The 13,632-nt window shown below is 33.2% G+C and carries 12 protein-coding genes; 7 read left to right on the forward strand and 5 right to left on the reverse strand.

Going from position 1 to position 13,632, the window contains the following annotated elements; all coding sequences use genetic code 11:
- Positions 1-25: 25 nt before the first annotated feature.
- From ACN0TY_RS01015 to ACN0TY_RS01030, 4 genes are all read right to left on the reverse strand, one after another.
- A complete protein-coding gene (locus tag ACN0TY_RS01015; protein WP_417443020.1) occupies positions 26-1,606 on the reverse strand; it encodes a tetratricopeptide repeat protein in 1,581 nt (526 codons plus the stop codon).
- Positions 1,607-1,759: 153 nt separating this feature from the next.
- Positions 1,760-2,020 carry a 50S ribosomal protein L27 gene (gene rpmA / locus ACN0TY_RS01020; protein ID WP_236957216.1) on the reverse strand — a complete coding sequence of 87 codons (261 nt, stop codon included), beginning with the start codon at positions 2,018-2,020 and terminating at the stop codon, positions 1,760-1,762.
- Between the two features lie 69 nt (positions 2,021-2,089).
- Positions 2,090-2,755 carry a 50S ribosomal protein L21 gene (gene rplU, locus ACN0TY_RS01025; RefSeq protein ID WP_236957217.1) on the reverse strand — a complete coding sequence of 222 codons (666 nt, stop codon included), beginning with the start codon at positions 2,753-2,755 and terminating at the stop codon, positions 2,090-2,092.
- Between the two features lie 98 nt (positions 2,756-2,853).
- Positions 2,854-3,315, reverse strand: a complete 462-nt coding sequence (locus ACN0TY_RS01030; protein WP_236957218.1) for a DUF4199 domain-containing protein — start codon at positions 3,313-3,315, stop codon at positions 2,854-2,856.
- Positions 3,316-3,504: 189 nt separating this feature from the next.
- On the opposite strand from ACN0TY_RS01030, the gene ACN0TY_RS01035 reads away from it, so the two are divergent.
- Together ACN0TY_RS01035 and ACN0TY_RS01040 are read left to right on the forward strand one after the other, a co-directional pair.
- Complete coding sequence (locus ACN0TY_RS01035; protein ID WP_417443021.1) at positions 3,505-4,836, forward strand: M16 family metallopeptidase; 1,332 nt, start codon at positions 3,505-3,507, stop codon at positions 4,834-4,836.
- Between the two features lie 9 nt (positions 4,837-4,845).
- The gene (locus ACN0TY_RS01040; RefSeq protein ID WP_417443022.1) at positions 4,846-6,909 is read left to right on the forward strand and encodes a M16 family metallopeptidase; all 2,064 of its coding nucleotides are present in this window, start codon (positions 4,846-4,848) and stop codon (positions 6,907-6,909) included.
- Between the two features lie 36 nt (positions 6,910-6,945).
- Here ACN0TY_RS01040 and ACN0TY_RS01045 read toward each other — a convergent pair whose 3' ends face one another.
- Positions 6,946-7,845 (reverse strand): DMT family transporter, encoded by a 900-nt coding sequence (locus ACN0TY_RS01045; RefSeq protein WP_417443023.1) that lies wholly within the window; start codon positions 7,843-7,845, stop codon positions 6,946-6,948.
- 164 nt (positions 7,846-8,009) lie between these two features.
- Here ACN0TY_RS01045 and ACN0TY_RS01050 point away from each other — a divergent pair, with 164 nt between their 5' ends.
- From ACN0TY_RS01050 to ACN0TY_RS01070, 5 genes are all read left to right on the forward strand, one after another.
- Positions 8,010-8,318 (forward strand): hypothetical protein, encoded by a 309-nt coding sequence (locus tag ACN0TY_RS01050; RefSeq protein ID WP_236957222.1) that lies wholly within the window; start codon positions 8,010-8,012, stop codon positions 8,316-8,318.
- Positions 8,319-8,577: 259 nt separating this feature from the next.
- The gene (locus ACN0TY_RS01055) at positions 8,578-9,558 is read left to right on the forward strand and encodes a transporter (protein WP_417443024.1); all 981 of its coding nucleotides are present in this window, start codon (positions 8,578-8,580) and stop codon (positions 9,556-9,558) included.
- A gap of 19 nt (positions 9,559-9,577) precedes the next feature.
- A complete protein-coding gene (locus ACN0TY_RS01060) occupies positions 9,578-11,914 on the forward strand; it encodes a TonB-dependent receptor domain-containing protein (protein WP_417443025.1) in 2,337 nt (778 codons plus the stop codon).
- A 5-nt stretch (positions 11,915-11,919) separates the two neighbouring features.
- Complete coding sequence (locus ACN0TY_RS01065) at positions 11,920-13,173, forward strand: PepSY-associated TM helix domain-containing protein (protein ID WP_417443026.1); 1,254 nt, start codon at positions 11,920-11,922, stop codon at positions 13,171-13,173.
- Positions 13,174-13,184: 11 nt separating this feature from the next.
- Entirely contained in the window at positions 13,185-13,607 is a 423-nt protein-coding gene (locus ACN0TY_RS01070; protein WP_236957226.1) for a hypothetical protein, read from the forward strand.
- Positions 13,608-13,632 lie beyond the last annotated feature (25 nt).

The raw sequence follows: 13,632 nt of genomic DNA on the forward strand, positions 1-13,632 counted from the left end.
TAAAGCTTAATTATGCAATTTTCTTTTATAGCTGATGTAAAAATCTAGTTAACTTCTCTCCAGAATCTATCTTCAATTTTTTACGTAATCTATATCTAGCTACCCGAATACTATCTGGAGTAATTCTTAAAATTGAAGCCACTTCTTTGGAGGATAGATTTAATTTTAGCAACATACACAATCTTAATTCTGAAGGTGATAATTCTTCTATTGTGTACTCCTTTAACCTATCAAAAAAGCTTGGATGAATCTGTTGAAAGTATCCCATGAATTGTTCCCATTCTTGCTTCTCCGAAAGTCCGCTATTAATTTCAGTAACAATTGCTGTCAACTTACTTTGAACATCCATTTGCTTTCGCCCTTTTAAATTTGAAAGTGTATTTGCTACCTGCGTTAATATTTTATTTTTATGCGCTAAATGAAGACTGTATTGCGACAAAGAAGTCGTTTTTAAAGCTATTTCACGCTGTAAATTTTCTTCTTGTATTTTCTTCTTCTCCAAATCAGCTTCCAGTATTTGCTGCTTATACCTTTGCGATATTAACTCATTCTCTTTTTTCTTTTTATGATAAATAAACACAATAACAGCTACTACAATCAGAATTATAATAACTAATAAAAGTAGCAGCTCTTCTACTTTAGCCACTTCTTTCTCCTTTGTTAATAATTCTATTTTAGCCTGCTTATTTTTAGCATCATAAAGCGCTTGAAGAGAGTTTACTTGCTGTATGTTTTGTGACTTTAAAATCTGATCTCTTATAGAATCTGAAATCTGCAAACTACGATATGCCTTTTCAAAATCATTTATAAGATTATAATGCTTGGATAAATCTTTATAAGAGCTCTCTAATTGATGACTATTATTAGTTTCTAATGCAAGGTCTTTTGCTTTTAAGGTATAAACTAGAGCTTCGCTAAAATCACCTACTTTCCGTTTAGAATCTCCTAAATTATTAAGAATATTTATTTGTCTGTCAAGGTCTTCAGTTAAAACTACGTACGTTAATGCTTTTTTAAAATATTGATACGCTAATTTAAAATCTAGCTTATCCTCATAAATACTCCCTATGTTTTCGTTAACTAAGGCCAATCCATTGTAATCCTCAAGCTTCTCGAAAAGCTTTAAGCTTTTGTTCTGATGAAGTAATGCCTTTTCATAATTCTGTTGTTTTTCAAAGCAACTTCCGAGAGCACTTTCTGCCAAAGCATTTCCTTTTATATAATTTATAGATTCAGAAATATGAAGTGCTTCGAAATAATATGTCTTTGCTGCCGAAAATTGTTTTACAGAAAAATTAATAGCTCCTAATTGCAAATTGAGATACACAACCAAAGTATCTGCCTTTGGAGATGGGTAAGATAATGCCTTTTGGTAATTGAGGATGGCTTCATTTACTGCGCCATTATTCTTATAGAAATCTGCAAACTCAATATATTTGATTACTGCAAGAGAGTCATTATTATTCTCTAGCGCGGTAGAAAGCTCTTTCTTCAGTTTAAAGAAAACACTATCTACATTAGAAGTGGCTATATTTTCATCTTGCTGACCATAAAATCTGGATACATTTAGAAGAAAAAAAATAAAAAAGCAGCAATACCTCATCATTATTAAAAACACATTTAAAATCTAGAAATGTACTTTTAAATAAAAACTGAAGGATTAAAAAACGGTTAAGAAATAGTTGTTATTACTGTATATAAACAGAAAACCCACCTTGTTTAGAACAAGATGGGTTTGATATCATAAATAATATGTTTATTAAGCTTCGAAAGGCTCTATAGAAACATAAGATCTGTTATCTCTTTTCTTCTGGAATTTTACCACTCCGTCAACCTTAGCATGTAAAGTATGGTCTTTCCCCATATATACATTTTCACCGGGATTGTGAGAGGTACCTCTTTGTCTTACGATGATATTTCCAGCAATAGCAGCTTGACCACCAAATATCTTAACACCTAAGCGTTTCGATTCTGATTCTCTACCATTCTTAGAACTACCAACACCTTTTTTATGTGCCATTTGTTTCGGTTTTAATGCTCTTGATTAAAAATCAAGAAAATTATACTTTATTTTAAAACTCAAGATGGATTATTTCCCACCGTTTAACTCGTCTTGCCATTTCTGTAGCTCATCCCATTTACCGTCAGCAGCAAGTTTTGCTTGATCTGCCCATGTACCTGGATCTAAGTGAGCTAAAGTAGAACTAGCTTCAGTTAAGATTTCTCTAACATCATCAGCAGATTTCTTCGCTAACTTAGCATAAGTATCAACTCCTGCTTTTGTTAGAGCTTCAGCCGCTTTAGGACCAATTCCTTCGATTTTTTTCAAATCATCTCCTTTTTTAGAAGCAGCTTTTTTAGGAGCAGCTTTCTTTGCAGGCTTAGCTTCTTCTTTAGCTTTTGGCGCTGCTTTTTTCTTAGGAGCAGCTTTTTTAGTAGCTCCACTAGCTACGATGCTTTCAATAACGATTTGAGTTAAAGATTGTCTGTGTCCGTTTTTCTTACGGTAACCTTTACGTCTTTTCTTTTTGAAAACAATAACTTTGTCACCCTTAAGGTGCTTAATGACTTTAGCCTCAACAGCGGCTCCGTCTATAGCCGGGGCGCCAACAGTAACTTCTCCATCATTATCTAATAAAAGAACGTTATCAAACGATACTTTATCACCTTCTTCCGAAGCTAAACGATGAACAAACACTTTTTGGTCTTTCGCAACCTTAAATTGCTGCCCTGCTATCTCTACAATTGCGTACATAGCGTTATAATTATATAAAATTAACTAATATAAACTGTGCTTAAAATAAATTTAAGTGGGTGCAAATATACTCCTAAATCATTAAAGAACAAATGTTTTTATGCCTTTTGGACACTTTTTTTAGTATTCCAACTAGGCTTAAACTTCTGCATGAATGTAAAAGTAAGGATAACTGTAGACGCAAACCCTTCTATTAATAAGATAAATACAAGTATTCCAGGACCTTGGTTGTAATCTCGAATCCAAGATTCCATAATAGAATTAGGGAAATTTTTATCTAAATGGAACATATAAATCGCCATGAAAGCAGTAAAAATAAGCGTGGCAAAAAAACCAGCGTATATCCCTGATTTAAATCCTTTAAAATAATCAAACTTATCTCCTTCCAGAATCCTACGCATTCTTATAACTGCATAAATTCCATAACCTACAATCAGTCCATTTATGAGACGTAACCAAATTTGTTCATGTAATCCCACTAATTTTAAGATTAAAAAATATGCAATAAGACCTACTGCAATTAAAAATCCATATCGTAAAAATAACTTGTCTGGTTTCATATGCTATCTATTTGATTATACAAGACTTAAGTTACGAAAAAATATTTTCAAGAAAGTTAAAGTCTCCTAAATTTTTAATTGACCTAACAACCGTATAGTAAATAATTGCTATTTTTCTAACATCTATTGGAAGAAATTGTAACATTTCTTCTAAATGACTGACTAATTATATACAAATAATCAAATATTATGAGAAAAAAATTACTCTCTTTAGCAATATTGGCTTCATTAGGTTCGACAGCCATTGCTCAAGAAATTAAATTCCAAGAATACGATCTTGCAAATGGCATGCACGTTATTCTACACCAAGACAATACTGCACCAGTAGTAACAACCTCTGTAATGTATCATGTTGGATCTAAAGACGAAAACCCTGAGCGTACAGGATTCGCTCACTTCTTTGAACATTTACTTTTTGAAGGAACAGAAAATATAGAACGAGGAGAATGGTTTAAAATAGTAAGTTCCAACGGAGGGAGCAACAATGCAAATACCACTGCAGACAGAACGTATTACTACGAAGTTTTCCCATCTAATAAAGTTGAGTTGGGACTTTGGATGGAATCAGAGCGTTTAATGCACCCTATAATCAATGAAATAGGTGTTGAAACACAAAATGAAGTTGTAAAAGAAGAAAAAAGACAACGTGTAGATAACGCACCTTATGGTGGCTTAAGCTATGGTACTGCAATCCAACCACATTTATTTACAAAACATCCTTACAGATGGAGTGTAATTGGTTCTATGGACCACTTGGATGCTGCAACCCTAGAAGAATTTCAAGCTTTTAATGAAAAATTCTACGTGCCAAATAATGCTGTCTTAGTAGTAGCTGGAGATATAAATATCTCTGAGACTCAAAAAATGATTAAAGACTATTTTGGTCCTATTCCAAAAGGAAAAGATATTGTTAGAAATCATCCTAAAGAAGATGCTATCACTCAAGAAATGAAGGCTACAGAATACGATAGTAATATTCAAATTCCAGCCTTAGCACTTGCGTACCGCACACCTTCAATGAAAGAAAAAGATGCCTATGTATTAAATATGATCTCTACCTATTTAAGTGATGGTAAAACATCTAAACTTTACAAAAAAATGGTAGATGAAAACAAATCGGCATTACAAGTTTTTGCTTTTAATAGAGCTCAAGAAGACTATAGCATGTATAATATTTTTGCACTTCCATTAGGAGATGTTCCTCTTACGCAATTAGAAAATGAAATTGATGAAGAGATTAAAAAGCTACAAACTTCTTTAATTTCTGAAAACGATTATCAGAAGCTTCAGAATAAAATGGAAAACGATTTTGTAAATTCTAATGCTAGCGTTTCTGGAATTGCAAATTCATTGGCAAGATATTATATGCTTTATGGAGACACTAATTTAATTAATTCTGAAATAGAAATCTACAGAAACATTTCTAGAGAAGACATTAAAAAAGTAGCTACTAAGTACTTAAACAAAAATCAACGTTTACGTGTTGAATATTTACCAAAATCTGCTCAAGAAGAAAAATAAAATATATTTATGAAGACTAAATTTTTATCCATCATATTATTACTCAGTGTAGGTTTTACATTTGCACAAGTAGATCGATCTAAACAACCTAAACCAGGTCCTGCACCTACAATAAACATTGCAGAGCCTGAAACTTTCACCCTAAAAAACGGACTTACAGTTATGGTTGTAGAAAACCATAAACTGCCAAGAGTTTCTATGACATTATCCATAGATAATTCTCCAATTGTAGAAGGTGATAAAGCAGGAATTTCCCAACTTACAGGAGATGTTCTTGGAAGTGGAACTACTTCTATGGGAAAAGATGAATTTAACGAGAAAATAGATTTCTTAGGAGCCAATATTAGCTACGGATCGCAAAGTGCTTTTGCTAGCTCGCTTTCTAAATATTTCCCTGAGATATTAAAATTAATGGCAGATGGCGCTATCAATCCTGTATTTCCTCAAGAAGAATTCGATAAGAAAAAAGCACAGGCTAAAGAAGGCTTAAAGGCTTCAGAAAAAGATGTCTCTTCAATCGCTTCTAGAGTTACAAATGCATTATCTTATGGAAAAGACCATCCTTACGGAGAATTTATTTCAGAAGAAACATTAGAAAATGTTACCCTAGCAGACGTTAAGAGTTTTTACAACACTTATTTCAAACCAGGGAAAGCATATTTAGTAATTGTTGGAGATGTAAAAATAAGAGAAGTAGAGAAATTAGTTAAAGAGAACTTCTCTTCTTGGAAAAAAGACACAACTCCTGGAGTAACTTATTCAGCTCCTAAAGATGTACAATACACGCAAATCGATTTTGTAGATATGCCAAATGCTGTACAGTCTGAAATAGGTGTTGTAAACATGATCGACTTAAAAATGTCTGATCCAGATTACCACGCTGCATTAATCGCGAACTATATTTATGGAGGAAGCTTTTCTAGTTACCTAAATATGAATTTACGTGAGGAGCACGGATTTACATACGGAGCAAGATCTTCCATTAGAACAGACCAATACAATGCTTCTAAGTTTTCTGCTTCTTCTAGCGTTAGAAATGCAGTTACCGATAGCGCTGTTGTTGAGTTCATGAAAGAAATGAAACGTATAAGACTTGAGCCTGTTTCTGGAGAAGACTTAGTAAATGCGAAAGCTAAATATGTAGGGAATTTTGTTTTGGCTCTAGAAAACCCAAGAACAATAGCAAGATATGCGCTAGATATTAAGACTAAAAACTTGCCAGATGATTTTTACATTAACTACTTAGAAAAAATAAATGCGGTTACCGTTGCTGATGTTCAAAGAGTAGCTAATAAATATTTCAAATTAGATAACTCAAGAATCGTAATTGTTGGTAAAGGAAGTGAAGTTGCTGATAAACTAGAGGCGCTAGATTATCCTGTTAATTATTACGACACAAAGGCTAATAAAATTGAAAAGCCTAATTATAATGTTGCTATCCCAACAGATGTAACTGCAAAAAGTGTTTTAAACAACTACTTAAATGCTATTGGAGGAAAAGATAAGGTTGCTGCTATTAAATCTTTAGCACTTACTTATGAAGGAAGTTTTAATGGTGCCTCTATCAAATCTGAAGAGAAAAGAACAGCAGATAAGTATGCACAAGTAACTTATATGAATAACAATCCTATGATGGCTGTAATTGCAAATGGAGAAGAGTTTCTTATGAAACAGGGTGGAAATACGGTTCCGCTTCCTCCAAATATGGTTAAAGACATGAAGGATAACGTAGGAACTTTTGCAGAACTTATCTTACTTAACAATGACAGTATAAAACTAACTGGAATAGAAAAAGTAGAAGGAAAGGATGCTTATAAAATTGAAGCTCCAGGAGAAGTAGTTCAGATGCATTATTTTTATGATGTTGAAACTGGACTAAAAGTAAAAGAAGTTTCTGTTATAAGCATGGGTGGTCAAACTCAAAACCAAGAAGCTTTATTAAAAGATTACAAAGAGTATGACGGAATTAAATTTCCAGCTACTAAAGAAGCTGCTCTTGGCGGACAAGCTGTAGAAACTAAACTTACAGACGCTAAGATCAATCCAACGTTTACAGAAGCAGATTTTCAATAATCTAGATTCCTAAAACAAATTTACGACCCCGAAAGTTTATGTAGCTTTCGGGGTTTCTTTTTTCCTCCCTCTATTCACAATATAAACTCCTAATAATATAATAGCGGATGCCAATAAATGGATCAGTGTAAACTTCTCTCCATCTAATATTCCCCAGAAAATACCTACTATAGGAATTATATAAGTTACCGAAGTCGCAAATACAGCATTGGAAATCTGAATAAGTTTATTGAATACTATTTTTGCTAATCCTGTTCCGAAAACAGCTAATACTAGAATGTATATTAAGGAAGTTCTAAAAGAAGGCTCTTGCCATAAATCTTTTGTAAAAACACCAGAAAATAGCAATACTATAATAGCAGGAATAATCATCACTGCAAAAATCCCAACAGAAATAGCCATTACAGGCACGTCTTGTAGTTTCGATTTAACAATATTAGCATTCAAAGCATAACACATCGCTGCTATAATCACTAAAACAGCAAAGAAATAATTCTGATCTGGGTTTACATTAGCACCTTGAAAAACAAGAATTAAAGCTCCTACAAACCCTATAACAACACCAATTAACTGATTCTTTGTGAAAGACACTTTAAATATCAAGAAACCAAAAAATATAGTAAAAAGCGGCACCAAAGAATTTAAAATCGCAGCGATGCTACTATCTATTTCTGTTTCGGCATAAGCAAACAAAAAAACAGGAACAAACGTTCCACTCATAGCAGAAGCTGCAACCCATTTCCATTTATCCTTTTCTACTTTTTTTAACCATTTGAAACCGATTATAAATAAAAATATAGATGAAAAAATAATTCTAATAGCTCCCAGTTGAATAGGCGTTAGACCTACTAATCCCTTTTTTATTAAAATATAAGAACTCCCCCAAATTAAAGAAAGCACTATTAAATAAATCCATTTTTTATTTCCACTATCCATCAATTGCATTTTAAAGGCGCAAAATTCAGCTTTTTAAAATTGAATCTATCCCTTTTTTATATATTTTTGTAATCGCTTAATTACAAAAACTAATAGCTTTAATGCTAAGAATTTATCCCATAGTTTTCACTTTACTATACATGCTGGCCATGTTAAAACCGGTTATGCCGGTTTTCGACTATGTGATAAATCAAGATTACATCGCAGAATATCTTTGTATAAATAAAGATAAACCAGAAATGCATTGTGATGGTAAATGTTATTTAATGCAGATGCTAGAAGAACAAAGCAACGAGAAAAAACAAAATTTACCATCGATAGACTTAAGGGAATATCCAATTGGATTTGTAAATCTCTTAGAACTAGAAAATGTAAATACTACGCTATCAGAAGCTAAAAAAACTACACTTTATAATAATGAATATAGCTTTTCTTTAAGCTATCAACATTTCCACCCTCCAATTTTTTCTTGATAATTACTTTTATTCAGAATCTATAATTTTTACTGGGCGTTCCGTCGGGCAGGTTCACGCTACACGCTAGCTTGCTTCTATCCCTAACGCAAATAAAGAACTTCAATCAAAACTATTATAAGAAATAATAGTTCCCAGTTTTAAGTTTCAGAATAAAAGCTATTACTAAAAACTTAAATATCGATCAGGATAAAAATTCTGATGACTAACTTATTAAGTATCAAGAAAAATGAAGAATTATATGTTTGCCATATTTTTTATGGCAATTACAATAGCACAAGCACAAGAAAAAACAAGTAAATGGACTTCTGGGCGGCCAGACGGACATGCTCCAATATCTGTAATGGGAGACCACACACATTCTAAAGGAGAATGGATGTTTTCTTACAGATACATGTACATGGACATGGAAGATTTAAATCGCGGCAGTAGTGATGCCCAATATAGCGATGCCTTGTCTCAATACATGATCACTCCTAAAAGTATGCCTATGAATATGCATATGTTGGGAGTAATGTATGCGCCAAGTAATAAATTAACCTTAATGGCGATGATTAATCATACTTCTCAAGAAATGACGCTAGGCAATAGAATGGGAGGCGAATTTAATACAGAATCATCAGGATTTGGAGATCTTAAATTATCGGCATTGTATACTTTTTTCAATAAAAATAGTCAGCAATTACATGCTCAAGTTGGTATTTCTTTCCCAACAGGAAGTATAGACGAAACAGACGTAACTCCAATGTCTACTCCTAATGAAACGATTTTACCTTATCCTATGCAAATTGGTAGCGGCACATACGACGCCAATCTTGGATTAACCTATTTAAAACAATGGGAATATTTATCATTTGGATCACAGATAAAAGGAGTTTTCAGATTTGGAGAAAATGACAATGAATATCGTTTAGGAAATGAGTATAGTATTAATAATTGGGTAGCAATGCCAGTTAATGAGTGGTTTAGTTTCTCTGGAAGGGTGAAATGGGCAGCTATTGAAAAAATAGATGGCACTAACCCTGATTTAAACCCGATGATGGTTGTTACAGCTGATACTGCAAATAGCGGAAAAACATACGCTGAGGCAGGAATCGGATTTAACCTTTATGCTTTTAAAGGAAGCTTAAAAAACCTACGTTTTGGTTTCGAAGCAGCACTTCCGTTGTATCAAAACATGAATGGGATTCAACTAAAAAATCAAGAAACACTAACCTTAGGACTTCAATATTCGCTATAAGATAAGCTAACATAATCAAATGAAAAATATATTTCTAGCAACCATCATATTTATGATGGGATACACTCTTAGTGCCCAAAATGCACTTAAAGGGCAAGTAAAAAACACTCAAAATACTCCTTTAGCTGGAGTTACAATTATATCAACAACCAATTCAAGCACAGGCGTTTCTACAGACGAAAATGGTAATTTCTCCATCTCACTTAACAATCCTAAAGTGATTGTAAAGTACATGGGATTTGAATCAAAAACAGTAATTTTAAAAGAAGAATTTAATACAATCATCCTCCAAGAGAACACAGAAGATTTAGAAGAAATTATAGTTTCTGCGAGTAGAGAGGAACAAAAGCGCTCTGAAGTTCCTGGTGCAATTTCTGTTATCAGTGCGAAAACAATTGAAGAAACTAAAGCTTTCGGGATTGAACAGATTGTAAACCAAGCGCCAGGCGTGTATATGTCTAGCTCAAAAGCTTCAGGTAATGAACAACACATGATGGCGGTACGTTCTCCTATTTCTACAAAATCTTTGTTTTTGTATCTGGAAGATGGACTTCCAATAAGACCTACAGCTGTTTTTAACCACAATGCTTTATTAGAAATGAATGATGTTTCTTTTGGAAGAGTAGAGATTTTAAAAGGACCTGCATCTAGTATTTATGGAAGTGAAGCAATTGGAGGAAGTTTTAACTTTATTTCTAAAAATCCAACTCCAGAATTACAAGGAAGTTTAGGATTTGAAATTAACGATTTAGGACTTTCAAAATACTCTTTAGAAGCTTCAAAATATACAAGTGAGAAATTTGGAATCTATCTAGGAACACAATACATCCAACGTAACAATGGTCCTATTGAGCATAGTGATTATGAGAAATTTGCTGTTACCTTTAAAACTGTATATCACATTTCTCCGTCGTTGACATGGACAAATGTAATAGATTTAGTAGACTATCGATCTGATATGTCTGGATCTCTTACACAGGAAGATTACGAGGCAGGAAATTATGAAAGTGATCAAACTTTTACTGAAAGAGAAGCTAAAGCTTTTCGTTTTAGATCTACGTTAGATAAAGTATGGAATGAGCAAAACAAAACGTCTTTTAACTTTGTTTTCAGAAACAATGAAATGGATCAGATTCCTTCGTATCGTATCAAACAATTCAGAATAAACGGACAACTTACTGGCGAAGGGGCAGGAGAAATAAACGCTAATAGCTACAATAGCTTTGTTGGTCTGATTCAGCATAAAAAAGATTTTAATTTTGCAAACTCATCATTAATTGCTGGAGCTACAGTAGACTTTTCTCCACAATCTTATGTTGCAGAATCTATAGCTGTTACTGTCGATCCAAATACAGGAATAAATACTGGGTACACATTAAATAACGGAGATTACATCCTTAACTATGATGCTGATATTTTAAATTATGCAGGATTTCTTCAGTATGAAATTACGCCCATAGAAAACCTAAAAATTACGACAGCATTACGTTATGACCGCTTTGAGTATGATTATAATAATCTGTTAGACGGACAAGCTGGGCCGAAGGATTCAGAAAATAATTATGATAATTTTGCTCCAAAAATTGGCTTCAACTACAACTTTACAAACCGATCTGGTATTTATGCAAATTATTCAAATGGATTTACACCACCTCAAACCTCTACACTTTATAGAAATAGTTATGTAGGTGTTGGCGGAGAGGTTTTTGATCTTGAGCCTAGCAATTACGATAATTATGAGGTTGGAGGATATTTTGTTTCTGAAAAATGGAAGCTAGATGCAGAATTATATATTCTAAATGGAAAAAATACTTTGGTAACTCTTAGAGATGAAAATGATGAATATTACAATGCCAATGCTGGAAAAACTCGTTCCTATGGAATTGAATATGGTATTACATTTAAGCCAGTGCCAGAACTAAGTTTAACACATAACGGAAGTTTTGCAAAACATCGTTACATAAAGTTTTATGAAGGTGGTATTGACTATTCAGGAACAGACCAACAAACTGCTCCAAGCCTTTTAGGTAATACCCAAATTAATTACCACCCTCAATTCATAAAGAATTTTTCTATTGGCTTAGAATATGAGTTGGTTGGAAAGTATGACACCAGTTTTGAGAATCAAGTCGACAACGGTGATGGAACATTCAGCACAGCAACTTATGACGGACATAATATTTTTAATTTAAGAGCTAGCTATGCATTAAAACATTTTGAAATCTGGGCACATGCATTAAATATTTTTGATACGCTCTATTCAACAAGAGCTTCTTATAATCAATATAGCAAAGAAAATAATTATAGTGTTGGAAATCCAAGAGCTTTCCACGCAGGAATCCGTTATAAATTTTAACACTGATGAAAAAAAATTCAAAATTAAATAAATGGCTATGGAAGTGGCATTTTATAGCTGGACTTATCTCGCTCCCTTTTATTCTACTGCTATCTGCAACAGGAGTTATTTATTTATTCAAAGCACAATACGAAGCTCCAATATATAAACCTGTAAAAGAAGTTACGGTAGAAGGAAAAGCTATTTCATACCAAAAACAATGGGAAATAGCTAATGCCAATGCTATAAGAAAGCCTAATGGAATAATAATTCCAAAAGAGAAAAAAGAAGCCACAGAATTCACTTCTGGAAGATTTGGAGGCGCTACCAGCCTATTTGTAAACCCATATAAAGGAGATGTTTCTGGAGAAATTCTACCACAGAAATCCTTTATGTTTAAAGTCAGAAAACTCCATGGAGAACTGCTAATGGGGAAATACGGCACCAAAATAGTAGAATTAGTTGCTTGTTGGATGGTAGTTCTCATTTTTACAGGTCTTTTTATTTGGTGGCCAGAAAGAGGCTGGAAGCTAAAAGGCTACTTTATTCCGAGAACGAAATTAGGAAAGCGTACTTTCTTTAGAGATACTCATGCTATAACTGGTTTTTGGATGTCTATTCTATTTTTAATAATTCTCGCTGGAGGTTTGCCATGGACAGATGTTTTTGGTAGCGGATTCAAATGGGTTCAAGATACTACTAATACAGGATACCCAAGTACTTGGAATCGATTCAGCTTAAATCAAGAAAATCCTAAAACATCGATGATTTCATTAGATGAAATGGTTACAAAAGCAAATGTACTTTCACTCCCTGGAGAGGTTAAAATTAGTTTCCCGCAAGGAAAAAATGGAGTATACAGTGTTTCTAATACCAATCACAAAGACCTTGCTAGTCAAAAAATGCTTCATTTTAATCCATATACAGGAGAACAAGTATTAAAACATAATTGGGAGGATGTTGGTTTTTTAATGCGAGGAAGAATGTGGGTAATGGCATTTCATCAAGGACAATTTGGACAATGGAATTTTATACTTATGATTTTTGCTGGAAGTATCTTATTTTTAATGAGTCTCTCTGCAGTAATATCATATCTTCTGAGAAAAAGAAAGGGAGATTGGGGGATTCCTAAAGTTCCCGCCTCGTTTAAAGCAAGCTATGGGGTTATTACAATCCTCATCATTCTATGCATTCTACTTCCTCTATTTGGAATCAGTATTATATTAATATGTATTTTTGAATATCTAAATAGAAGAAAATTACAATTAAAAAATTCATAAAAAAGATAGACATGAAAAAAGCAATTTTTATTATCGCAATCGCTCTATTCACCTTTGCAGCTTGTAAGCAAGAGAAAAAAGAAGATAACAAACCTTCTAAAATGGAAATGGTAATGGCAGTTCATGACAGCCTAATGCCAAAAATGAGTACCATTAGCAAATTAGTTGGCGAATTGAATGCTAAAGTTGACACTACAGAAACAGGGATGAAGTATGAGGCTGCAAAAAAAGATTTACAAGCGGCTCATGAATCTATGATGGATTGGATGCAAGGCTTCGGAGAGCGTTTTGACCATGAAGAAATCCTTAATGGAAAAGAACTCACTGATGAGAAAAAAGCACTTCTTACTGAGGAAGAAACTAAAGTGAAAGCTTTAAAAGAAGAGATAAATACAAGTATTAAAAACGCTGAGGATCTTTTAAATCAGCAATAAAAACAAATTTAACAATGAAAAGAGC

Source organism: Joostella sp. (assembly GCF_048266025.1).
In the GTDB taxonomy this organism is placed as follows: domain Bacteria; phylum Bacteroidota; class Bacteroidia; order Flavobacteriales; family Flavobacteriaceae; genus Galbibacter; species Galbibacter atrarenae.